The following is a 23,463-nucleotide window of genomic DNA, read 5'->3' as shown; positions in this document are numbered from 1 at the left end:
CCGTCCGCGACATCGGGTGCACGCGTATCGAAACATGGCAGCGCATCGCTTACAATCGCCGCCATGAATACTTCCACTTCTTCTGCGCCGCAGGGCGCGTTGCCGCGCATCGCCGTGCTTGCCACGGGCGGCACCATCGCGGGCTTTGCCGCCGATGCCACCAACACCGCGGGCTACCAGGCTGGCGTGGTTGGCGTCGACCAGTTGCTGGCGGCGGTGCCTGCGTTGTCGACAGTCGCGCAGATCCACGCGGAACAGGTCGCTAGCATCGACAGCAAGGACATGGCGCTCGCGCTGTGGACGACGCTCGCGGAACGTGTGAATGCGCTGCTTTCAACCGACGACATTGACGGCGTGGTGATCACGCATGGCACCGATACGCTGGAGGAAACGGCCTATCTGCTGCATCTCACGATAAAGAGTGCGAAGCCCGTGGTGCTGACCGCTGCGATGCGGCCGGCCTCCGCATTGTCGGCCGACGGTCCGCTGAATCTCGCGAATGCCGTGACGGTCGCGGCGAGTCCGGTTGCGCACGGAAAGGGAGTGCTCGTTGCATTCAACAATCGCATCCATAGCGCGCGCGACGTCGTCAAGACGAGCACCTTCGCGGTCGATGCGTTCCAGTCGCCGGAAGTCGGCGCGCTTGGCTGGGTGCAGGATGGGCGTGTCGAGTTCCAGCGCAGCGTCGTACGGCCGCATACGGCTGCGACGGAATTCGTGATCGGCGCGGCATGGCCGGATGTCGAGATCGTCGCGAGTTATGCGGGCGCTTCACGCGTCGCCGTCGACGCGCTGGTGGCCGCCGGCGTGCGGGGCATCGTCGTCGCGGGCACGGGCAACGGTTCGATCCACGCGTCGATGCAGCAGGCGCTGGCGGATGCGGCGTCGCAGGGTGTGGCCGTGGTGCGCTCGTCGCGCGTGGGCTCCGGACATGTGATGCGCAATGGTGCGGCGCCCGACGATGCGCTCGGTTTTGTCACGGCCAATTCGCTGAATCCTTACAAGGCGCGCGTGCTGCTGATGCTCGCGCTCGCTGCAGGCGGGACGGGTTCGGTCGCGTTGCAGCGGGCGTTCGATACTTACTGATGCCTGCGGACCGCGACGGCCGAAAGCGGTCCTGGTCAAGGCGTGGCAAAACCATGAAATCCGACAGCCGGACACCCGACGACGACGTCTGACCGACCAAGGCTTCCCCGGCGTCGCCGGGTGCCGCTGCGGACCCCACTGGCCGCTCTCAGCCCAGAGCGGCTTGATTTGCCCTGGCCGCTACGCGTGCCGCGCAACGGACAAAGCGCCCCACCTGCCAGCAACCGCGAATGTCGCGGCCGCTGTTTATGTGCATCAATGGCGAATCGTGATTGCCCGTTGCGAATGTCTGTCGCAACAGGCAACAACCGGGCGTTGACTTCAGGCAGCCTTCGCTTCCTTGCCCGGCGCCTGTGCGACCTCGAAGTTCGCCATGATTTCCAGCGCACGCACCATGGCCGAATGATCCCAGGCCTTGCCGCCATTCGCCGCACACACGCTGAACAGCTGCTGCGCGCTCGCCGTGTGGGGCAGGGCGATGCCGAGCTTGCGCGCGCCATCGAGCGCGAGGTTCAGATCCTTCTGGTGAAGCTCGATGCGAAAGCCCGGATCGAAGGTGCGCTTCGTCATGCGCTCGCCGTGTACCTCGAGGATGCGTGACGACGCGAATCCGCCCATCAGCGCGCGGCGCACACGCTCCGGATCGGCGCCCGAACGCGCTGCAAACAGCAGCGCTTCGGCGACGGCTTCGATGTTCAGCGCCACGATGATCTGGTTTGCCACCTTGCAGGTCTGCCCGGCACCGTTGTCGCCGATCAACGAGATGTTCTTGCCCATCAGGTCGAACAGCGGCTTTGCCAGATCGAACGCCTTTTGCGGGCCGCCGACCATGATGGTCAGCGTCGCTTCACGCGCGCCGACTTCGCCGCCGGATACCGGCGCGTCGAGATAGTCGCAGCCAAGGGCGTTGATCTTCTTCGCGAAGTCCTGCGTTTCGAGCGGGGAGATCGAACTCATGTCGATGACGAGCTTGCCTTTCGAAAGGCCGTTCGCGACGCCGTCTTCGGCGAACAGCACGTTCGCGACGTCGGGCGTGTCCGGCACCATCGAGATAACGATATCGGCGGCCTGGGCGACGGCGGTGGAGCTCGCGACGACGGTCGTCTGCGTGCGCAGGTCGTCCGGTACGGGATAGGCGCCGTTGACGATCAGCGTGTGACCGCCCTTGAGAAGGTTGCGCGCCATGTGCGCGCCCATGATGCCGAGGCCGATGAAACCGATTGTTGCCATAGATATGTCTCCGGGATGCAGGGTTCGAGAAATGTTCAACCGTTCGCTGGCTGGTTACGCAGCAACGCTCAGGCTGCTATGTGCGCCGCGCCGCGCGTCTGGCCGGCGATGCGCTGGATCCAGCCGAGGCCCTCGGTGGTTGTCGTGCGCGGCTTGTATTCGCAGCCGACGTAACCTTCGTAGTCAAGCGAATCGAGCAGGTCGAACAGGAACGGGTAGTTGATTTCGCCGGTGCCCGGTTCGTTGCGGCCGGGGTTATCGGCGAGCTGGATGTGCGCGATCGATGCCAGGTTCTTCCGGATGGTCGCCGCGAGTTCGCCTTCCATCCGCTGCATGTGATAGATGTCGTACTGCAGGAAGAGATTGTCCGAGCCGGCTGCGCGGATCACGTCGAGGCCTTCCGATGAGCGGTTCAGCGCGAAGCCTGGAATGTCGTACGAGTTGCACGGCTCGACGAGGAGGCGAATGCCTTCTTTCTTCAGTTCGTCCGCAGCGAAGCGCAGGTTGTCGACGATCGTGGCGCGCGCCTTGTCGGCATCGATGCCTGCCGTCGGAATGCCGACGAGGCAATTCAACTGCGGCACATTCAGCGCCCTCGCGTATTCGATTGCACGGCCGACACCTTCCTGGAATTCGGCGACACGATTCGGCAGACAGGCAATGCCGCGTTCACCCGCTTCCCAGTTGCCGGCCGGCAGGTTATGCAGCACGAGCTTCAGACGGTTCTGCTGCAGACGCTCGGCCAGTTCAGCGATCCCGTACGGGTACGGAAAGAGAAATTCGACGGCGTTGAAGCCCGCGTCCGCTGCGGCCGCGAAGCGGCCGAGGAACGGGACTTCGTTGAACAGCATGGTCAGGTTGGCTGCAAATTTCGGCATGGTGCGTAAGTCTCGCTGGTCGGTCAGTTAAGCGGGATTAGGCCGGTTTCGGCTGGAGGCGGCCCGTTCGGGCCGCCTGAAGGTTCAGTCGAGCGCGCTGATCGCGGTCGGCGCGTCTTCGTGTCTTTCGGCCAGTTCTTCGAACTCGTTGATCGCATCGATCTCCGTGCCCATCGAGATGTTGGTCACGCGCTCGAGAATCACTTCGACGATCACCGGCACATTGAACTCGGACAGCATCGACTGCGCCTTCTGCAGCGCCGGCTTGATCTCTTCCGGTTTGAACACGCGGATAGCCTTGCAGCCGAGACCTTCGGCCACCGCGACGTGATCGACGCCATAGCCGTTCACTTCCGGTGCGTTGATGTTGTCGAATGCGAGCTGCACGCAGAAGTCCATGTCAAACGCGCGCTGCGCCTGGCGGATGAGCCCGAGGTACGAGTTGTTCACCACCACATGCACGTACGGCAGGTTGAACTGCGCGCCGGCTGCCAGTTCTTCGATCATGAACTGGAAGTCGTAGTCGCCGGAGAGCGCGACGATCGGGCGTTGCGGATCAGCAGCGCGTACACCGAGCGCAGCAGGAATCGTCCAGCCGAGCGGGCCGGCCTGGCCGCAGTTGATCCAGTTGCGCGCCTTGAACACGTGCAGAAACTGCGCACCGGCGATCTGCGACAGACCGATCGTGCTCACATAGCACGTGTCGCGGCCGAACACCTGGTTCATCTCTTCGTAGACGCGCTGCGGCTTGATCGGCACGTTATCGAAGTGCGTCTTGCGAAGCATCGTGCGCTTGCGCTGCTGGCAGTCCGCGACCCAGGCGCTGCGGTCCTTGAGCTTGCCGGCTGCTTTCCATTCGCGCGCCACTTCGACGAAGAGCGTGAGCGCCGCCTTCGCGTCCGACACGATGCCGAGGTCCGGACCAAACACGCGCCCGATCTGCGTCGGCTCGATGTCGACGTGCACGAACTTGCGGCCCTTCGTATAAACTTCGACGCTGCCCGTATGACGGTTCGCCCAGCGGTTGCCGATGCCCAGCACGAAGTCAGAGGCGAGCATCGTTGCGTTGCCGTAGCGGTGCGAGGTCTGCAGACCGACCATGCCGGCCATCAACGGATGATCGTCGGGAATCGCGCCCCACGACATCAGCGTCGGAATCACTGGCACGCCGACGGTCTCCGCGAACTCGACGAGCAGGGCTTCCGCCGCCGCGTTGAGCACGCCGCCGCCGGAGACGATCAGCGGCCTCTCGGAATCGTTGAGCAGCGTGAGCGCGGCTTCGATCTGCTTGCGGGTGGCCGCGGGCTTGTAGACCGGCAGCGGCTCGTACGTGTCGATGTCGAACTCGATTTCGGCGAGTTGCACGTCGATCGGTAGATCGACCAGCACCGGACCCGGGCGGCCCGAGCGCATCAGATGGAAGGCCTGCTGGAACACACGCGGCACGAGCGCCGGCTCACGCACGGTGACAGCCCACTTCGTCACGGGCTTGGCGATCGATTCGATATCGACGGCCTGGAAGTCTTCCTTGTAAAGACGCGCGCGCGGCGCCTGGCCGGTGATCGCGAGAATCGGAATCGAATCGGCGGAGGCGGAGTAGAGGCCGGTGATCATGTCGGTGCCCGCCGGGCCCGACGTGCCGATGCACACGCCGATATTGCCCGGCGCGGCCCGCGTATAGCCCTCGGCCATGTGCGATGCGCCTTCGACGTGGCGCGCCAGCACGTGGCTGATATTGCCGGCCTTGCGCATCGCCGAGTAGAACGGATTGATCGCGGCGCCCGGGACACCGAACGCAGTATCGATGCCTTCTCTTTCGAGCACGAGTACGGCTGCGTCGACGGCTCTCATCTTGGCCATGGTTGTCTCCTCAATGTCTGGAATGCCTGGAATCGCCGGTGAAGGCTGTTGAGAGGCACTTTAAGCTTCACCTAAAGGTTTGATAAGATCCGTTCAGGTCGCTTATTTCGAAACAAAAAGTACTGAATGCGGTGGGGCCCATCAGGCGCGGGATGACCGGGCGTTTGCTGCCACCACCGCCAGGCAAGGCTGGAGATGACCATGGACCGCTTCAAGCAGATCGAGACCTTCGTGCGCGTCGCCGACGCGGGCAGCCTTGCCTCCGCCGCGCTGGAAGAGGGCGTGTCGCCGGTGATTCTCGGCCGGCGCATCGACGCGCTCGAGAAGCGGCTTGGCGTGAAGCTGATGTATCGCTCGACCCGGCGGCTCGTGGTCAGCGAAGAAGGCGCGGCATTTCTCGAGCGGTGCCGCGGGCTTCTCACCGAATGGGATCAGGCGGAAAACGAACTGACGGCCGGACGGCGCGCAGTGACGGGGCACCTGATCGTCTCGGCGCCGGCGGCTTTTGGCCGCAAACATGTTGCCCCGCTCGCGCCCGCGTTTTTGTCCGACAAGCCGGAACTGCAGCTTTCGTTCAATCTGACGGATCGCGTGGTCGATCTCGTGCGCGAAGGCTATGACCTGTCGATTCGGATTGGCGGGGCGGTCGATCCGAATTTCGTCGCGGTGAAGCTCGCGTCGAACCGGCGGGTGGTGTGCGGCACGCCCGAATATTTCCGCCGGCACGGGCGGCCAAAGACGCTCGAAGACCTTCCACAGCACAACTGTCTCGCGTTCAACCTGCAGGGCGGCCAGAACCGCGGCTGGTACTTTCGACGCAACGGCAAGCTCGCGACGGTGCGCGTCGGCGGCACGCTCGACTGCAACGACGGCGAACTGCTGCACCGCTGGGTGGCGGAAGGGCTCGGTCTCGGCTGGCGTTCGACCTGGGAGGTGCAGCAGCAGATTGCACGTGGCGAACTCGAAACCGTCCTCGACGAATTCGCACTGCCCGATTACGACATCCTCGCCGTCTATCCGCAGCAGCGTTATGTGCCGGCAAGGGTGCGGTACTTCATCGACTATCTGAAAGAGGTGTACGCGCGTCCGGGCTACTGGAGCGGCGTGGCGTGACGCGGGCTGCCGCAGCCTCGCATCACGCCCGCCCCATCCTTCAGCCGACGACGATTGTGCCGTTCATCGTTTCGTGCCCCGAGCCGCAGAAGATGTCGCACAGAAATTCGACGTTGCCCGCCTCGGCGGCCTGAGCCGGCACACGCACGGTCGCGCCCGGCGGCACGTCGGCGCGCACGCCGAACTGCGGAACCGAGAACCCCATCACGGTATCCTCAGCAGTGACTTCGAAGATGACCTGTTCGTGAGGCGCGAGCGTAATGCGGTTCGGCGTGAACGTGAATCTGCGCGCATGAACCTTGATGACGCGCGGCTCCGCAGCTTTGGCATCGAAGCGGATCAGCGCCGTGACCGCGCCTGCACCTGCGAGCATCAACCAGTGGCGACGCGTGACGCGCGTTTGATCCCCGAGGCTTGCGTTTGCGTGCATGGTCGGTCTCCTCACGAGATGTCGCGGATCGGCATTTCATTGAGCGCAAACGCGCCGGCCGTCCCGCCCACTTCGATCTGCCGCCAGCCGAGCCCCCGATAAGGCGCGGACGCGTCCCACGGCACCGGCAGGCGCTTTGGCTGCGACCCCGGCGCGGGCAGCGGAAACATCAGCGAGCGCGCCGAGTGGTGCGCGATGTTTCCCGTCATCGCATGATTCTCCTGATGGATGTGACCGTAGAACACGGTGACGTTGTAGTGCTGCGCAAGAACGTCGATGACCTGTGCGCCGTCCCGCGTCGCCCAGTCCCACTGCGGCGCGAGATCGAAGAGCGGCCGGTGCGTGAACACGACAATGCGCGCGTGTTCAGGCTGCTGCGCCAGATCGGCGGCAAGCCACGCGATCTGTTCGGCGCCGACCTTGCCCGCTGGATCGGACACGTTGTCGAGCGTGATGAAATGCACGCCCTTATGGTCGAACGTGTAGTGCGTGTCGCCGAAATGCTCGCGATACGCCGCGCCGTTGTCGAGGCTCGCGTCGTGCTCGCCCGGCATCAGGTAGAGCGGCTTGACGTTGAGCTTGCTGACGATCGACTGGAACTGGCGCATGCGCTCGTGGCGCACGGCGGTGTCGTCGGTGGTGTGCGTCAGGTCGCCGGTGAAGATGACGAAATCCGGCGCGGTGGGTAGAGCGTTTACCGCGGCGATCGCTTTGGGCAGCGTACCCTTCGCGTCGGGATTGACGGCCGGGCCTTCGAAACCCCAGTGGGCATCGGAGAGCTGCACGAAGAAGAAATCGTCGTCGCGCCCGTACGTCCAGCCGGGCAGGGCGGACGCGAGGGCTGCGCCGCCGAAGGCGGCAAGGCGCAAAAAATCGCGCCGTTTGAGCTGGTTCAGGCGGGTCGTCATGGCGGCTCCTCATGGGGTGAGCATTTCCTGTCGACCGGCGCGAGGCGAATTTTATTCCGGATTTATTTGTGCCTGCCGCGCGAGAAAGCGGGAATAAACTTGACGGATGGCCGGTATTGCAGCCGTAAAGCCGGGAGGGCCTGCGTGGGTGAGACCGAAAGAAACGCTGCTGGAACGTACGACCAGGCCGCGCGCAGTCGACGGTTCCAGCAACTGGCGCTACCGCATCTCGATGCCGCCTACAACCTTGCGCGCTGGTTGTGCGGCAATGCCAGCGACGCTGACGACGTCGTTCAGGAAGCCTTTATGCGCGCGTTCCGCTTCTTCGATACCTTCCGTGGCGACAGTGCTCGCCCGTGGCTGCTCGCGATCGTGCGGCGCACGTGGTACACGGAGTGGCGCCGGCGTGCGTCGGCGCACGAAGTGGGCGGATTCGACGACTCGCAGGAAGAGGCCGCCATCGACGGCTGGAGTCCCGCGAGCGTCGATCCGCAGACCTTGGCGATCCGCGAGGAAGACAGCCGACTCGTGCACGCCGCGCTGGAGCGGTTGCCGGTCGAGTATCGCGAGGTGCTGATTCTGCGGGAGCTGGAGGAGTTGAGCTATCGGGAGATCGCGACGATTGCCGATCTGCCGGTCGGCACGGTGATGTCGCGGCTTGCGCGCGGCCGTCGCAAGCTGGCCGCGGCGTTGACCGCGCTCGAGGCGCGCGAGTCCGGACCGGCGCGGCAGCGAAAGGGCGCCGCAGCAGGGAATGATGAAGGCGCCCCGGCAGCGCGGCAGCCAGGCAGCCACGCCGACGACGTCGACGTGAATGGCAACCAGGCCGGATTGCCACTCGATGCTTCGTGCGGACACGATGGCCGGGGCCGGGATGAATGGGACGCGGCTCGATCGCAAGCACCTGTGCGCGGCGCAACAGGAACTGCGCCTGACGCGCAGACCGGTTTGTCCGGCGCGCAGACGGGGCAGCCGGGAGGTACACGGTCCTCGCTCCGGGGACGCGCGCCGGATGGCCTCGCCGACCAGAGCGGCGGAGTGGCCCGCACGAACGGGGAGGCGCCGGATGGACTGTAAGGAAGCGCGTCCTCTGCTTGATGCGAGCGCCGATTGCGAACTTTCGGCGGCTGACGACCGGCGCGTCCAGCAGCACATCGACGGGTGCCAAGCATGCCGTCGCGAGGCGGGGATCGTTCGGGCGGTTAGCCGTAACGTCCGTCAGGCGAACTATCATCGCGCGTCAGATGCGCTGCGGGCTCGCATCGTCGCCGATCTGCCGCCGACCTCGTTGCCGCAGCGGCGCCGACGTTGGCGGTTCCCTTTGTTTGGCGGCGCGCGCGGGCTGGGTGGCGGCATATTCGGCGCGCCGGCGGGCGACACGGTCGGCGCCGGCTGGCTCGCCACGCTGCTGATCGCGCTGTGCGCCGTGGTCGCCGGTGTCACGTTGACGCTGCGACGTCCGGCCGACGCGGGGCCGCTTGTCGATGAACTCGTCGCGAGCCATGTGCGAGCGCAGTTGTCGGGGCGGGAGATCGATGTCGTTTCCTCCGACCAGCACACAGTAAAGCCGTGGTTCAACGGGCGGCTCGACTATGCACCGCCGGTCGAGGATCTGGCCGCGAGCGGCTTTACGCTGGTGGGCGGACGGCTGGACTACGTCGGACATCGCCGGGTGGCGGTGCTGACGTACCATTACCGCAAGCACGTCCTCGACGTGTACGTCTTCCCCGAGACCGACCCGGGTGCAGAAAGTCCAGCGTCGACGGTTGTTCGCGACGGATACTCGCTCGCCCGCTGGCGTGACGACGGCATGGTGTGGTGGGCGATCACGGATGCCGCGCCTGACTCGCTGGCGGCGTTCAAGGTGGCGCTGAACGCCCGTCTGCACGGCGGCGCGCGGGGCGAAATGCCGGGCTGACCGGCGTCCGGCAGCCAGTGTGGCAGGCGGTGCCTGGGGCTGGCGTCACGGAAAAGCGTGGCCTTTGCGCGCGACCGGGGCCGCTTTGGCTCCTAAGCCGTTGAAAACACGGCCGAATCAGCACGGAAATTCAACGCACACCTTGCGTGCTGACCCCATTCGGGTTACACTCTCCGGCTTCTCACTTGCCACACCGGTTCCGACGCCCGGGTGGCTTTAATCCACAAGGAGTGTGTATGCGTCATTATGAAATCGTCTTTATCGTGCATCCCGATCAGAGCGAGCAGGTGCCCGCTATGATCGAGCGTTACAAGAGCACGATCACGTCGCACGGTGGCCAGATCCACCGCATCGAAGACTGGGGCCGTCGCCAACTGGCCTACATGATCGAGAAACTCGCGAAGGCTCACTACGTCTGCATGAACATCGAGTGCGACCAGGCTACGCTCGACGAACTCGAACATGCGTTCAAGTTCAACGACGCGGTTCTGCGCCACCTCATCGTCAAGATGAAGAAGGCCGAAACCGGTCCGTCGCCGATGATGAAGGAAGTGCAGCGCGAAGAAGCCAAGAAGTCGGCTGCTACGCAAGCATCCGAAGCGCAGGCTTAATACAGTTATTTAAGCTACCAGGTTACGGAAAACTCGCGTCGCTCTCATGAACAGGCTGCAACTCATGGCCAGCGTCGTTGAACGCGAACCGGTGCGGTATACCCCCGCTGGCGTTCCGATTGCAGGTTGTACGTTGCATCACCGCACCGAAGTCGTCGAAGCCGGTATTGCACGGCAGGTCGAACTGACGATGTCGGCGGTGGCCGCCGGCGAGGCGAGCGGCAAGCTGGAAAGCTGTGCGATGGGCGTCGAAACGCTCTTCACCGGCTTCCTGGCAAAAAAGAGCCGCAACGCCAGAACCCTGGTATTTCACATCACAGAATTGCAGGACATTGGAAAGGACTGAACATGCCCCGCCCGACTGGTAAGAAATTCGACAAGCGTCGTCAGCAACAAAATCCGCTCTTCAAGCGCAAGAAGTTCTGCCGTTTCACGGCCGCTGGCGTCGACCAGATCGACTACAAGGACCTCGAAACGCTGAAGGACTTCATCGGCGAAAACGGCAAGATCACGCCGGCGCGTCTTACGGGTACGAAGTCGCACTATCAACGCCAGTTGGATACGGCAATCAAGCGCGCACGTTTCCTCGCGCTCATGCCGTACACCGACCAGCACAAGGCCTAACCCGACGACGCAACAAGGAGCATCCGAATGCAAATCATTCTTCTCGAAAAAGTCGTCAACCTGGGCAATCTCGGCGACATCGTCAAGGTGAAGGACGGTTACGCACGTAACTTCCTGATCCCGAAAAAGCAGGCTCGCCGTGCAACGAAGGAAGCGATCGCTGAATTCGAAGTCCGCCGTGCAGAACTGGAAAAGGTTGCTGCTGAAAAGCTGGCAGCCGCTCAGGCTCAAGGCGAAAAGATGGCCGGCTCGACCGTTCAGATTGGCCAGAAGGCTGGCGTCGACGGCCGTCTGTTCGGCTCGGTGACAAACGCCGACATCGCTGACGCACTGGTCAAGCAAGGCTTCACAGTGGAAAAGGCTCAAGTGCGTCTGCCGGAAGGCCCGCTGAAAATGGTCGGCGATCATCCGGTGCAGATTTCGCTGCACACCGATGTTCTAGTCGACGTGACGGTGTCGGTGCTGGGCGAACACGTCTAAGTACCGGGCAGTATTCGCCAGGTCGTTTCTGGCAAAAAAAGCGGGAGTCGGGCAACCGGCTCCCGTTTTTTTGTTTCCGCGTTCCGGTTTCCTGATAACCGCATTTGCCCGATAATTCGTCTCCATGAACGCACCGTCGAAAGATCCCCAACTCGAATCGCTGAAAGTCCCGCCGCACTCGATCGAGGCCGAGCAGTCCGTGCTCGGCGGCTTGTTGCTCGATAACGCTGCATGGGACCGCATCGCGGATTTCCTGTCTCAGAGCGATTTCTACCGCTACGACCATCGGATCATCTTCGAGCATATCGGCAAGCTGATCGCGGCAACGCGTCCGGCCGACGTGATCACTGTGTACGAAGCGCTCGGCACGTCCGGCAAGGCGGAGGAGGTCGGCGGCCTCGCGTATCTGAACGCGCTCGCGCAAAACACGCCGAGCGCCGCCAATATCCGCCGCTACGCGGAAATCGTGCGGGATCGAGCGGTGTTGCGGCGCCTCGTTTCGGTCGCCGACGAGATTTCCGCCGATGCCTTCAACCCGCAGGGCAAGGAAGTCCGGCAACTGCTCGACGAGGCTGAATCGAAAGTGTTTTCGATTGCCGAAGACGGCGCACGCGGCACTCAGGGCTTTCTCGAAATCGGGCCATTGTTGACGCAGGTGGTGGAACGGATCGACACCCTGTACCACACGGCTAACTCAAGCGATGTGACTGGCACGCCGACGGGCTTCGTTGATCTCGACAGGATGACGTCGGGCATGCACGGTGGCGAACTGATCATCGTCGCTGGGCGGCCGTCGATGGGTAAGACCGCGTTTTCGATGAACGTCGGCGAATACGTGGCGGTCGAATATGGTCTTCCGGTCGCCGTGTTTTCGATGGAAATGCCGGGTACCCAGCTGACGATGCGTATGCTCGGTTCGGTCGGCAGGCTGGATCAGCACCGCATGCGAACCGGGCGTCTGACGGACGAAGACTGGCCGAAGCTGACGCACGCCGTGCAGAAGATGAGCGAGGCGCAGATTTTCATTGACGAAACCGGTGGCCTGAATCCGATGGAACTTCGTTCGCGCGCGCGGCGGCTTTCGCGTCAATGCGGCAAACTGGGTCTCATCATCATCGACTACCTCCAACTGATGAGCGGATCGTCGCAAGGTGAAAACCGGGCGACTGAAATTTCGGAAATCTCCCGATCACTGAAGAGTTTGGCGAAGGAACTCGACGTCCCGGTGATCGCGCTGTCTCAGCTGAACCGCGGTCTTGAGCAGCGGCCCAACAAGCGGCCGGTGATGTCGGATTTGCGTGAATCGGGTGCTATCGAGCAGGACGCGGACGTGATTCTCTTTATTTATCGGGACGAGGTCTACAACCCGGACAGCCCGGATAAGGGCACCGCAGAAATTATCATCGGCAAACAACGTAACGGTCCGATCGGACCCGTTCGGCTCACGTTCCATGGCCAATTCACGAAATTCGATAATTTTGCCGGTGCGCAGAATTTCTACAGCGAGTAAAGCCATATCTGCGCGGGCTGTTGTAACGATGCTTTCAAAAATGCGACGCTGGTTCCGGAACGGTACAATGCTGCGGCTTTATGTCAGCCACAACCGTGACCAATTTCCGGGATCCCAATGTTCGGTCGTTTCATGCCCACCGAGGGCAAGTTCTTTGATATTTTCAATGCGCACGCAAATTGCATTGTCTCGGCGAGCCGCGAACTCGAGCTGCTAATCGATAACCTGTCGGACGCCGAGATTCACAAGCAGAACGTGCAGAAGGCCGAAAAAGCGGCTGACAAACTCACGCACGAAGCCATCGATCTGCTGCACAAGACCTTCATCACGCCGCTTGATCGCGACGAAATCCACAAGCTGATCACGACGATGGACGACATCCTCGACCTGATGGAGGACGTCGCGACGGCTATTTCGCTCTATGACGTGCAGGCGGTGACGTCCGAAGCGAGCCAACTGGCGCACATCTGCACGGCGACATCGGAGCGCGTGCAGCAAGCCGTCGGCATGCTCTCCGACATGAAGCAGGCAAGACAGATCCTGAAGGCGTGCGAGGAAATCGATCGGCTGGAATCGGAAGCCGATCGCGTGCTGCGTTCCGCGATGTCGAAGCTCTTCCGCGAGGAAGACAACGTGAAGACCCTGATCAAGCTCAAGGCAATCTACGAATTGCTCGAGACGATCACCGACAAGTGCGAGGATGTGGCGAACATCATCGAAGGCATCGTGCTGGAAAACGCCTGAGATGCAGTCGATTCAACTCGCCATCTGGGTGGTCGCCACCCTCGTCGTCGTCGCGCTGGTCTTCGATTTCATGAACGGTTTTCACGACGCCGCGAACTCGATCGCGACCGTCGTTTCGACCGGTGTGCTCAAGCCCCAGCAGGCTGTTGCGTTTGCCGCAGCATTTAACGTTATTGCGTACTTCATTTTCCACTTGAAGGTTGCGGAGACGGTCGGGCGCGGCACGATCGATCCAGCCATCGTTGACCACTACGTCGTGTTCGGCGCGCTCGTTGGTGCGATTGGCTGGAATATCGTGACGTGGCACTACGGCATTCCGTCGAGTTCATCGCATGCGCTGATTGGCGGTCTGGTGGGATCGGCGCTTGCCAAGTCGGGGTGGGGTGCGCTCAACTTCGACGGTCTGCTGAAGACGATCGCGTTCATCTTCGTTTCGCCGCTTCTCGGCTTCGTGCTCGGGTCATTTTTCATGCTGGCGGTGTCGTGGCTTTACTTCCGGACACCGCCAAGCAAGGTCGACCGGCGGTTCCGCCGTATGCAGCTGGTTTCGGCCGGGCTGTATAGCCTTGGACACGGTGGCAACGATGCGCAGAAGACCATCGGCATCATCTGGATGCTGCTGATCGCGACCGGCTATGCATCGGCCACCGCCGCAGCACCGCCGATCTGGGTGATCGGCGGCTGCTATCTGTCGATGGGGCTCGGTACGCTGTTCGGCGGCTGGCGCATCGTCCGCACGATGGGGCAGAAGATCACAAAGCTCAAGCCGGTTGGTGGGTTCTGTGCGGAAACGGGCGGTGCGATTACGCTGTTCACCGCCTCCTGGCTGGGTATTCCGGTGTCCACCACTCATACGATTACCGGCGCGATTGTCGGCGTTGGCGCCACGCAGAAGCTGAGCGCGGTGCGCTGGGGCGTAGCAGGTAACATCGTGTGGGCATGGATACTCACCATTCCTGCTTCGGCGGTGCTCGCTGCGGCCAGCTGGTGGCTCGCCCATCGTCTGATGTAAAGCATGCCGGATGGCTGGCGCGCCGCATCAGATCAGCGGCGCGCTACCTCCGTCCATCGGAACAATCGCCCCCGTGACATAACTCGCGCGGCGGCTAGCCAGAAACAGGGCGACGTCCGCAATTTCTTCCGGTTTCGCATATCGCCCGAGCGGCACCTTGGCCTGACCGCGCGCGAGTGCTTCATCTGTGCCGATGCCTTGCTGGTCGGCTTCCAGTTTCAGCGCCTCTTCCACTCTTTGCGTGAACGTTGCCCCTGGATTGATCGCGTTGATCCGGATTCCGTAGCGCCCGTAGTAATGCGCGAGCCCGACTGTCGCCAGCATCAGCGCGGCATTCGCGGCGCCCCCAGCGATGTGGATATCGCTCGCGATCTTGCCGCCCATCCCGATGACGTTGACGATGGCGCCGGGTTCAGCCGTGCCGCGCGCTTTTACGCGCTCTACCATACGCCGCAATACTTCCTGCTGCGGGTAGATGTACGGAAAGTATTTGGCTTCCATCGTCGCCTTGAACGCAGCAGCGTCGAGCGTTTCGGGGTCGTAGCGCTTCGCCGCGCCCGCGCTGTTGATCAGGATCTCGATCGGGCCTACAGCCTCGCTGACTTCCTCGACCACGTCGGCGGCGCTATGCGGTTCGTGCAGGTCAGCGCGGGTTAAATGCACGTGCAGACCTTCATTCGTCAACTGTTCGCGGGCGCGGGCCAGATTGGCGGGATCGCGCGACACGATCGCAACTCTCGCGCCTTCAGTGGCGAACGCCCGGGCGCAGGCCAGCCCGATACCCTTGCTGCCGCCGGTAATCAGTACCACCTTGTCTTTGAGCCCGAGATCCATGGTTGCCACCCTGCGGTCGGAGAATATGGGCAACGATAGCAGAGGCCCGGGTCTCCGGGGAATTGGCCGAACGGTCTATGGACTGTGCGATCTGAAAGTCAGAAACTGCCGTTGGCGAAGCGGGCGATAGGATCGTCGTTGGTGTGGGTCGCAGCGGGGGCGGGGCGGGAAGTCGTGGAGGCGCGCATGACCTGCACTTCACCGGCCGCGCCGGATTGCTGCGCCTGCTGTGCCTGACGCACGGCGACTGCCGCGGGCGGCGGGGGCTCGAAGGCGTCGGCGGCGGCGTCGATGGCGTCCGGCGCATTGGCCGCAGCGTGTTCCGCGGAGGCTTCGGGCGCGACCCGGACGGGTGCTGGCGTGCTTGCCTGCGTGGACGCGAGGGTGCCCGAACCTTCTTGCGCACGGGGCGCCGGGACAACGGAAGATGCGATGGCCCCGGCGGCACGAGCCTGCATCTGCGCCGCGCTCAAGCCCGGCGGGGGAGGTTCAAACGGGTCGCTGGACGCAGCAGCGGGTTGGGCCGTGACGGAAATGGCTGTCGAGGTCGAGCCGGTGGCGGACGGTGTCTGGAACGAAGCAGCCGATACACGCGCTGAAAGTGGCGACGAAGTCGTCACGGTCGGCGCAGCTCCGGACGCAGCCTGGCTAACAGGCGGTTGCGTCATCGAAGGGGCTTTATCCGGCTCATTCGACGCCTGCCACGTTGGCGTGTCGAACGGAGCAGGGTTGCGGGCGGGCGGTGCGACTCGCCGGATGCCGTCAAACCGCTTCGCCCAGTAGGGATTCGTCAAGTAGTCGAGCCTGACGGTACCGCCAGTCGATGGCGCGTTTACAAAGCGCAGCTTGCCGACGTAAATGCCGACATGCGAATGTGGCCGACCCGTTGTATTGAAGAAAATCAGGTCCCCGGTGGCGATCTCGTCGGGTTCGATCGATTCGCCGCGCCCGCTTATGTCCGCTGTTGTACGAGGCAGACTCACCGAGGCCGCCCGCGCTACTACATAACGCACGAGCCCGCTGCAGTCGAAGCCGCTGTCCGGCGTATTGCCGCCCCATCGGTACGGTACACCAACGAGGCTCATGGCCTGGATCGAGATTTCCTCACGACCGACGCTGTGGTCGACGAAGTTCGGGAAGCCGGATGGGGTGGTGCGATAGGCGTCTTCGCTCTCGGTGGCCGGCCCGCGCGAGACCTTCTGCGGCGCGCCGGAGCATGCAGCGAGCAGAAGCGCGATCAGCAGCGGGAACCAGAGTCGGCGCATGGACACACAGACGAGCGTAAACGTCCGCTTAAAGCGAAGATGTGGCGATAGTAGCCCGCGCGACAGGCCTCAGGCAAGAATTGCTGACAATTTACTTGAAGTATGCGCGCTAAGTGTTGCTTTGCTGGAACGGCGCGATGGCAGCATTTGCGTTGGGTCCACCATGAAAAGAGCCGCGCCGGGCAATACCCGGCGCGGCTTCCAGACAAAGCAGGCGCGAAGCTTAAAGAATCTCGGACGCGTAGTCCGCCAGCCGCGAGCGTTCGCCGCGGGCGAGAGTCACGTGGCCGCTATGCGCCCAACCTTTGAAGCGGTCGACCACATACGTCAGCCCCGAACTGCCTTCCGTCAGGTAGGGAGTGTCGATCTGCGCGATGTTACCGAGGCAGATGATCTTGGTGCCCGGGCCTGCCCGCGTGACAAGCGTTTTCATCTGTTTCGGCGTCAGGTTCTGCGCCTCGTCGATGATCAGGTACTTGTCCACGAACGTGCGGCCACGCATGAAGTTCATGCTCTTGATCTTCAGGCGCGAGCGGATCAGTTCCTGGGTCGCGGCGCGTCCCCATTCGCCGGCGGCATCGTCGGTTTTCTGGAGGACCTCGAGATTGTCGTCGAAGGCGCCCATCCACGGCTGCATCTTTTCTTCTTCCGTACCCGGCAGGAAGCCGATGTCTTCGCCCACCGGCACCGTCGCACGCGTCACGATGATTTCGTTGTAGCGCTTGTCGTCGAGCACCTGTGCGAGGCCGGCCGCCAGCGCGACCAGCGTCTTGCCGGTCCCGGCCTGGCCCAGCAGCGTGACGAAATCGATCTCCGGATTCATCAGCAGATTGAGCGCGAAATTCTGCTCGCGGTTGCGCGCCGTGATGCCCCACACGTTGTTCTTGTGGTGGCCGTAGTCACGCAACGTCTGCAGCAATGCGGTCTTGCCGTTCAGTTCACGCACGAGCGCATGGAACGCCGGTTCGCCGTTCTGAGGTTCGAGATAAACGAATTCGTTGACGAGCATCGACGCGCACAGCGGACCGGTTACGCGGTAATACGTGGTGCCGGTTTTCGTGTCCTGCCAGCTTTCCATGCCCTTCGCGTGCTTCGTCCAGAAATCCTGGGGCAGCGCGCGGATGCCGGAAAAGAGCAGATCCTTGTCTTCGAGAACCTGATCGTTGAAGTAGTCCTCGGCGGGCAGGCCGAGCGCGTGCGCCTTGATGCGCATGTTGATGTCTTTCGACACCAGCACGACCTGGTGGTCCGCCCGGTCACGCTGCAACGCACGCACTACACCGAGAATCTGGTTGTCAGCCTTGCCTTGCGGCAGACCTTCGACCGGCTCGATGTGGGTCAGCCTGGTCTGAAAATAGAGACGCCCCGACGCTTCGCGGCTACCGAGGCGGGCCAGAGAGATGCCTTCCGACATCTCGCCCGCGTTCGCGACGAGCGCGTCGAGCGTACGGCTGACCTGGCGCGCGTTGCGCGCGACTTCCGACATCCCCTTCTTGTGGTTGTCGAGTTCTTCCAACGTCATCATCGGCAGATAGACGTCGTGTTCCTCGAAGCGGAACAGGCAGGTCGGATCGTGCATCAAGACGTTGGTGTCGAGCACGAACAGCTTGCGGATTTCGATTTCGCCGGTTTTGCGGCCACGGCTCTTTGTCGTGCCGCGTGTCGTGGGCGTGGTCGCGGCGGGAACGGCGGCTTCGGCTTCCTTGCCGGCGCGTGCTACCACGGGGTGAGCGGGCTCGGCAGGTTGGCTCGGCTCGGGGCGTGCAGCGGGCACAGTCTGAAGGAGCGCGGCGGTCTGTTTCGAGCGGCGGCCACGGGCGGGCGCCGGCGCCGCGGCCGGGGCAGGCGAAGCCGGAACGGGGCGCAGCGTAGTCGCGGTGTTGGCGGCGTGCGTCATCGGTGTGGCGACGCTGGTACGGCCATAATCAGCCGTTTCCAGCTGCTCCCCTTCGTGGGCCTGTTTGCGGGCGGATTTCGCCGCTGGCTGGGCTTTCGCCTTGTACTCATCAGGCGGCAAGAGATTGCCGAGCTTGCTGGGTGGGGTAGGCAAAGGCATGGTTTCCCTCGGAAAAAGCGGGTCACATATCGTGCGTCGCCTGTCGCATCCTGCCGTGCCGGAACAGAGCACGCAGGATGCGACAGGCGACGCGCTTTGGTCTAAAAATGCCGGTTCGCCTGAGTTTCGATGCGCTCCTTGACAAAAACGCGTTGCTGAACGGACGAACGGCTTCGCGCAAACAAAAAAGCCGCCTCCCCGGCAACCGGGGCAAGCGGCTCGACTTCGGTCATCGCGTTGCGCCTCACGACTTCAACAACAGCAGCGTGAAAGCCAGCGCAGCAGCGGAAAGAATGGGGTGATGGGGCACTCATTGCGGACCAATATAACGCGCCTCAAAGCGCTTGTACAGCCTCCAGAATCTCGTCGACATGTCCCGGTACCTTGACGCCGCGCCATTCCTGGCGCAACACGCCATCGCCGTCGATGAGGAAGGTGGAACGCTCGATTCCACGTACCTCTTTGCCATACATTTTCTTCAGTTTCATGACGCCGAAGAGCGTGCACAGCGTTTCGTCCGGATCGGACACAAGCGGAAAGGGTAGTTCGAGCTTTGCCTTGAAGTTGTCATGCGAACGTACGCTATCGCGCGACACGCCGACGACTTCCGCGCCGGCCCTCCTGAACTTCGGGTAAAGATCTCGGAACTGCAGACCTTCGGTCGTGCAGCCCGGGGTGTTGTCCTTCGGATAGAAATAGAGCACCGCCTTCTTGCCCCGAAGACTGGACAGCGTGAACTCGCCGCCGGTTGCGGCAGCGGTAAAGTCGGGGACGGGTTGGTCGACTGCGATGGGCACGAGGTTCTCCGGTTGTTATCGGCATGACGAAGCGGCTGGGGCGGCTCCGTCAGCCTTGAGCATCGAGGTGCGGGGAGTAGTCCGGTACGCGTGAAACTTCGTGACAGCGCACAAGATCCGGTGAGGTCCGCAAGGTCCGGTTTGGCGCGGCGCCGATCAGTCGGGCTGGACGATCAGTTCGCCGGAGCGTCCGGGAATTTCACCCCATGTAACAGGGTACGATGGCAGCGTGCTTCGGTCCAGCGCGGCGTGATAATCGCCCATGGTCGCAAACGTATGACCTTGCGCGCGCCAGCCGTCGAGGAGCTGCTCAAACACCGGCGCGAGTTTCTGTCCTTCGAGTTCGGCGTGCAGCGTGAAGACCTGATCGTGCGGATTGCTCTGCGTGCGCTTCAGGTACCACGCGGCAACGTTATCGATATCCACGCCATCGACGCCCAGCACTTCATCGAGCGTTGGCAGCGTGGTGGGCATCTGGACGTGCGACAGCGTTCGTCCGTTGACCACTGGAAAATACGGCGTATGGCCACGGCCGTCGGACGCGTAGTGCATGCCCCACGCGTCGATCTGCTCGAACGCGGCGCCGTTCATCTGCCAGCCCGCTGCACCGTGCGTAACAGGCGGCGAGCCGAAGATGTCGATGAACCGGGTATAGCTCTTCTTCATCTCGGCGGCGGTCCATTCGGGCGGACGCGAACGCACGTTGTCCTGCCAGTACACGTGATCCCACGTATGAATGCCGCATTCGAAGCCGGCTTCGTGGATCGCACGCATCTCCGACGCTGCGCGCACACCGATATCCGGACCGGGCAACAGCACGCCGTACATCAGTTGCTTCACGCCGTAGTGCTCGACCACCGATGTGCGCGACACCTTCTTCAGAAAACCCGGTCGCAGCACGCGGCGCATCGCCCAGCCAGTGTGGTCGGGCCCGAGGCTGAAGAGGAAGGTGGCGCGCGCCTTGAAGCGGTCGAAGATACGCGCGAGATTCGGCACGCCTTCACGCGTGCCGCGAAGCGTGTCGACGTCGATCTTCAGGACGATACGAGGCAAGGCGCCGCCTTTACGCTTGCTGCTCGACGAGCGCGCGAGCGTCGGCGACGTGGCCGCGATACGCTTCGAAAATCTTGCGCAGTGCGTCGTCGAAGGTGGACACCGGCGCCCAGCCGAGTTCCTGCTTCGTGTTGTCGATCTTCGGCACGCGGTTCTGCACGTCCTGATAGCCCGCGCCGTAGTACGCACCCGACGACGTCTCGACGAGCTGAACCTTCTTCGCCGTTTCCGCGTATTCCGGGAATTCGGCGGCGAGCGCCAGCATCTTGTGCGCGAGTTCGCGCACCGAGAAGTTGTTGGTCGGATTGCCGATGTTGTAGATCTTGCCCGTCGCGACGCCGTTCCTGTTTTCGATGATCTTCATCAGAGCGCCGATGCCGTCGTCGATATCGGTGAACGCACGCTTTTGCGCTCCGCCGTCGACGAGGCTGATGTTCTCGCCGCGCACGATATGGCCGAGGAACTGCGTGACCACGCGCGAGCTACCTTCCTTCGGCGTGTAGATTGAATCGAGGCCCGGGCCGATCCAGTTGAACGGACGGAACAGCGTGAAGTTGAGGCCCTCCATGCCATAACCCCAGATCACGCGGTCCATCAGTTGCTTCGAGCACGCGTAGATCCAGCGCGGCTTGTTGATCGGGCCGTAGGTGAGTTGCGATGCGTCCGGATCGAACTGTTCATCGTCGCACATGCCGTAGACCTCGGAGGTCGACGGGAAGACCAGGTGCTTGCCGTACTTGACGGCCGAACGGACGATCGGCAGGTTTGCTTCGAAGTCGAGTTCGAACACGCGCAGCGGCTGCTTGACGTAGGTTGCGGGCGTAGCGATCGCGACGAGCGGCAGGATCACGTCGCACTTCTTCACGTGATATTCGACCCATTCCTTGTTGATCGTGATGTCGCCTTCAAAGAAGTGCATCCGCTCGTGATTGACGAGGTCGCCAAGGCGGTCGGTCTGCATGTCCATTCCGAACACATCCCAGTCGGTCGTTTCGAGAATGCGCTTGGACAGGTGATGGCCGATGAAGCCATTGACGCCCAGAATCAGGACTTTTTTCATGAAGAGTGACGGGGAGAGTGAATGAGCTGGGTGAATCCGGCGGGGGTGACGACGGTTTCTTGACCGTCGTGCTGATGCCGCAATTCGTGAATAGCGATGGCGCGACCGTCGCCGCATATCGCAAAAATGGCATTATCGCTTACGTGGAGTCCCGGCGGCAAATCCGACTGCAGGGCTGCGGGTGGCGCCAGTCGTGCCCGCGCGACGATGAAACGCTGGCCTTCGAGCTCCGTGAAGGCACCCGGATAGGGCGGCGCGACCGCGCGTATCAGGTTGTAGACCTGATGCGCCGGCTGGTTCCAGTCGATGCGTCCGTCTTCCGGTTTGCGCCCTCCGAAGTAGCTGCCATGCGACAGATCGTTCGGCAGATGTGGCGCTTCGCCGGCTAGCAGGGCCGGCAACACGCGCCAGAGCGTCTGCTCGGCCGCGACGGTGACCTTGTCGAAAACCTGCGCGGCGGTATCGTCGGGCAGGATCGGCACAGGTGTCTGCGCGACGATTGCGCCGGCGTCGGGCTTCGCCGCCATTTCATGCAGCGTGGCGCCCGTTTCCGTTTCGCCGTTCAGCACCGCCCAGTTGGTCGGCACGCGGCCGCGGTATTTAGGCAGCAGCGAACCGTGCATGTTGTACGCGCCCCGTGCGGCGATCGCCAGCAGGTCGACCGGCAGCATGTGCCGGTAATAGAACGAGAAGATGAAGTCCGGCCGTGCGGCGCTCACGGCGGCGCGCAGTTCGGGGCTGCGCGGGTCGGCCGGCGTGACGACGGGAACGCCATGTTCGGCGGCCACCGACGCAACGCTGCCGAACCAGATGTTCTCGGTCGGGCTGTCTTCGTGGGTGACGACGAGCGCCACGTCGACACCGCGCGCGAGCAGCACCTGCAGGCAGCGCACGCCGACATTGTGATAGGCGAATACGACCGCGCGGGGCTTCATGGCTGCGGGCCCTGATCGATGGCTGGCGCGATCTGCACATTCTGCACAGCCTGCACGACGGTCTGTCGCGGGGTCTGCGTGACCGTGGTGCCGTCGCGCTGTTCGAGGATCGTCTGCACCAGATAGCGTGGCCGCGCGCGCACCTGCTGATAGATGCGCCCGATATATTCGCCAAGCAGCCCGAGCGCGAAAATGATCACGCCAAGCAGGAAGAACGTAATGGCGAAGAGCGTGAACACACCTTGCACTTCCGCGCCGATGATAAAGCGGCGGATCAGCAGCAGCACGAACAGTGCGGCTGATCCGAACGACAGGATCACGCCGATGAACGACAGCCACTGCAGCGGCACCACCGAGAAGCCGGTCACCAGGTCGAAGTTCAAACGGATCAGGCTGTAGAGCGAATACTTCGATTCGCCCGCAAAACGCTCTTCGTGCGCGACCTCGATCTCGACCGGGTTTTGCGCGAATGTGTACGCGAGTGCTGGAATGAACGTATTGATTTCGCCGCAGCGGTTGATCGTATCGATGACCTGACGGCTGTACGCGCGCAGCATGCAGCCCTGATCAGTCATCTTGATGCGAGTAATGCGTTCGCGCAGACGGTTCATCGCGCGCGACGCCTTGCGGCGCCACAGGCTGTCCTGGCGCTGCGTGCGGATCGAGCCGACGTAGTCGTAGCCCTCGCGCATCTTCGCGACGAGCTTGGCGATTTCTTCCGGCGGATTCTGCAGGTCGGCGTCGAGCGTGAGGATGATCTCGCCGTGCGACTGCTCGAAGCCCGCGAGGATCGCCATGTGCTGACCGAAGTTGCCGTTCAGCAGGATCACGCGCGTCACGTCGGGCCTCGCGCGGAACTGCCCGGCGAGTATCGCCGCCGATTTGTCCCGGCTGCCGTCGTTGATGAAGATCACTTCGTAGGTTGTGCCGAGTGTGTCGAGCGCCGGGTAGAGACGTGCGAAGAGCTCCGCGAGACCTTGCTCTTCGTTGTACACCGGGATGACGATCGAGACTTCCGGCGCGTCCGACGCTCGGGAGTGATGTTCCGTTTGACTCATT

At 62.8% G+C, this 23,463-nt stretch carries 25 protein-coding genes; 11 read left to right on the top strand and 14 right to left on the bottom strand.

The window, feature by feature from the left end:
- The first annotated feature begins 63 nt into the window (after positions 1-63).
- Complete coding sequence (locus B0G77_RS18560) at positions 64-1,086, top strand: asparaginase (protein ID WP_133663427.1); 1,023 nt, start codon at positions 64-66, stop codon at positions 1,084-1,086.
- A gap of 321 nt (positions 1,087-1,407) precedes the next feature.
- Here the strand turns inward: B0G77_RS18560 and B0G77_RS18550 are convergent, their stop codons facing one another.
- From B0G77_RS18550 to gcl, 3 genes are all read right to left on the bottom strand, one after another.
- Complete coding sequence (locus B0G77_RS18550; RefSeq protein WP_279571347.1) at positions 1,408-2,322, bottom strand: 2-hydroxy-3-oxopropionate reductase; 915 nt, start codon at positions 2,320-2,322, stop codon at positions 1,408-1,410.
- A gap of 62 nt (positions 2,323-2,384) precedes the next feature.
- Positions 2,385-3,194: a hydroxypyruvate isomerase gene (gene hyi / locus B0G77_RS18545; RefSeq protein ID WP_133663424.1), complete on the bottom strand. Its 810-nt coding sequence runs from the start codon at positions 3,192-3,194 to the stop codon at positions 2,385-2,387.
- A gap of 84 nt (positions 3,195-3,278) precedes the next feature.
- Positions 3,279-5,054, bottom strand: a complete 1,776-nt coding sequence (gcl, locus tag B0G77_RS18540; protein WP_133663423.1) for a glyoxylate carboligase — start codon at positions 5,052-5,054, stop codon at positions 3,279-3,281.
- 201 nt (positions 5,055-5,255) lie between these two features.
- Here gcl and B0G77_RS18535 point away from each other — a divergent pair, with 201 nt between their 5' ends.
- Positions 5,256-6,167, top strand: a complete 912-nt coding sequence (locus tag B0G77_RS18535) for a LysR family transcriptional regulator (RefSeq protein ID WP_133663422.1) — start codon at positions 5,256-5,258, stop codon at positions 6,165-6,167.
- 40 nt (positions 6,168-6,207) lie between these two features.
- Here B0G77_RS18535 and B0G77_RS18530 read toward each other — a convergent pair whose 3' ends face one another.
- Both B0G77_RS18530 and B0G77_RS18525 read right to left on the bottom strand, forming a co-directional pair.
- Entirely contained in the window at positions 6,208-6,597 is a 390-nt protein-coding gene (locus tag B0G77_RS18530; RefSeq protein ID WP_133663421.1) for a cupredoxin domain-containing protein, read from the bottom strand.
- 11 nt (positions 6,598-6,608) lie between these two features.
- The gene (locus tag B0G77_RS18525; protein WP_133663420.1) at positions 6,609-7,505 is read right to left on the bottom strand and encodes a metallophosphoesterase; all 897 of its coding nucleotides are present in this window, start codon (positions 7,503-7,505) and stop codon (positions 6,609-6,611) included.
- 144 nt (positions 7,506-7,649) lie between these two features.
- Between B0G77_RS18525 and B0G77_RS18520 the strand changes: the two genes are divergently transcribed.
- The 9 genes from B0G77_RS18520 to B0G77_RS18480 all read left to right on the top strand — a co-directional run bounded on the left by B0G77_RS18520 (position 7,650) and on the right by B0G77_RS18480 (position 14,404).
- Positions 7,650-8,582, top strand: coding sequence for an RNA polymerase sigma factor (locus B0G77_RS18520; protein WP_133663419.1), 933 nt, complete (start codon positions 7,650-7,652; stop codon positions 8,580-8,582).
- A complete protein-coding gene (locus tag B0G77_RS18515) occupies positions 8,572-9,423 on the top strand; it encodes an anti-sigma factor (protein WP_133663418.1) in 852 nt (283 codons plus the stop codon). Before B0G77_RS18520 ends, B0G77_RS18515 begins: the two co-directional genes overlap by 11 nt.
- Before the next feature lie 236 nt (positions 9,424-9,659).
- Positions 9,660-10,034, top strand: coding sequence for a 30S ribosomal protein S6 (gene rpsF, locus B0G77_RS18510; protein WP_133663417.1), 375 nt, complete (start codon positions 9,660-9,662; stop codon positions 10,032-10,034).
- A 46-nt stretch (positions 10,035-10,080) separates the two neighbouring features.
- Positions 10,081-10,380, top strand: coding sequence for a primosomal replication protein N (gene priB / locus B0G77_RS18505; protein WP_133663416.1), 300 nt, complete (start codon positions 10,081-10,083; stop codon positions 10,378-10,380).
- A 2-nt stretch (positions 10,381-10,382) separates the two neighbouring features.
- The gene (rpsR, locus tag B0G77_RS18500; RefSeq protein ID WP_133663415.1) at positions 10,383-10,658 is read left to right on the top strand and encodes a 30S ribosomal protein S18; all 276 of its coding nucleotides are present in this window, start codon (positions 10,383-10,385) and stop codon (positions 10,656-10,658) included.
- A 27-nt stretch (positions 10,659-10,685) separates the two neighbouring features.
- Positions 10,686-11,138, top strand: coding sequence for a 50S ribosomal protein L9 (gene rplI, locus B0G77_RS18495; RefSeq protein ID WP_133663414.1), 453 nt, complete (start codon positions 10,686-10,688; stop codon positions 11,136-11,138).
- Between the two features lie 124 nt (positions 11,139-11,262).
- On the top strand, positions 11,263-12,648 hold the full coding sequence (locus B0G77_RS18490; protein ID WP_133663413.1) for a replicative DNA helicase: 1,386 nt from the start codon (positions 11,263-11,265) through the stop codon (positions 12,646-12,648).
- A 117-nt stretch (positions 12,649-12,765) separates the two neighbouring features.
- Complete coding sequence (locus B0G77_RS18485; protein ID WP_133663412.1) at positions 12,766-13,392, top strand: DUF47 domain-containing protein; 627 nt, start codon at positions 12,766-12,768, stop codon at positions 13,390-13,392.
- A gap of 1 nt (position 13,393) precedes the next feature.
- Entirely contained in the window at positions 13,394-14,404 is a 1,011-nt protein-coding gene (locus B0G77_RS18480) for an inorganic phosphate transporter (RefSeq protein WP_133663411.1), read from the top strand.
- Between the two features lie 27 nt (positions 14,405-14,431).
- On the opposite strand, the gene B0G77_RS18475 is transcribed toward B0G77_RS18480, so the two are convergent.
- The 9 genes from B0G77_RS18475 to B0G77_RS18440 form a co-directional block, all read right to left on the bottom strand.
- The gene (locus B0G77_RS18475) at positions 14,432-15,238 is read right to left on the bottom strand and encodes an SDR family oxidoreductase (protein WP_133663410.1); all 807 of its coding nucleotides are present in this window, start codon (positions 15,236-15,238) and stop codon (positions 14,432-14,434) included.
- 98 nt (positions 15,239-15,336) lie between these two features.
- The gene (locus B0G77_RS18470; RefSeq protein ID WP_133663409.1) at positions 15,337-16,503 is read right to left on the bottom strand and encodes a C40 family peptidase; all 1,167 of its coding nucleotides are present in this window, start codon (positions 16,501-16,503) and stop codon (positions 15,337-15,339) included.
- A 223-nt stretch (positions 16,504-16,726) separates the two neighbouring features.
- A complete protein-coding gene (locus B0G77_RS18465; protein WP_133663408.1) occupies positions 16,727-18,559 on the bottom strand; it encodes a PhoH family protein in 1,833 nt (610 codons plus the stop codon).
- 101 nt (positions 18,560-18,660) lie between these two features.
- A complete protein-coding gene (locus B0G77_RS45275) occupies positions 18,661-18,792 on the bottom strand; it encodes a hypothetical protein (RefSeq protein WP_279571332.1) in 132 nt (43 codons plus the stop codon).
- A gap of 102 nt (positions 18,793-18,894) precedes the next feature.
- A complete protein-coding gene (locus B0G77_RS18460) occupies positions 18,895-19,356 on the bottom strand; it encodes a peroxiredoxin (protein ID WP_133663407.1) in 462 nt (153 codons plus the stop codon).
- 156 nt (positions 19,357-19,512) lie between these two features.
- A complete protein-coding gene (locus tag B0G77_RS18455; protein ID WP_133663406.1) occupies positions 19,513-20,409 on the bottom strand; it encodes a polysaccharide deacetylase family protein in 897 nt (298 codons plus the stop codon).
- 10 nt (positions 20,410-20,419) lie between these two features.
- On the bottom strand, positions 20,420-21,469 hold the full coding sequence (locus B0G77_RS18450) for a bifunctional UDP-4-keto-pentose/UDP-xylose synthase (protein ID WP_133663405.1): 1,050 nt from the start codon (positions 21,467-21,469) through the stop codon (positions 20,420-20,422).
- Entirely contained in the window at positions 21,466-22,404 is a 939-nt protein-coding gene (locus B0G77_RS18445; protein WP_133663404.1) for a formyltransferase, read from the bottom strand. The genes B0G77_RS18450 and B0G77_RS18445 overlap by 4 nt, the downstream gene beginning before the upstream one ends.
- Positions 22,401-23,462 (bottom strand): glycosyltransferase, encoded by a 1,062-nt coding sequence (locus B0G77_RS18440; protein WP_133663403.1) that lies wholly within the window; start codon positions 23,460-23,462, stop codon positions 22,401-22,403. The genes B0G77_RS18445 and B0G77_RS18440 overlap by 4 nt, the downstream gene beginning before the upstream one ends.
- Position 23,463: the final 1 nt, after the last annotated feature.

This window comes from Paraburkholderia sp. BL10I2N1 (genome assembly GCF_004361815.1).
Taxonomy (GTDB): Bacteria; Pseudomonadota; Gammaproteobacteria; order Burkholderiales; family Burkholderiaceae; genus Paraburkholderia.
This window is presented reverse-complemented; position numbering and strand designations above follow the sequence as displayed.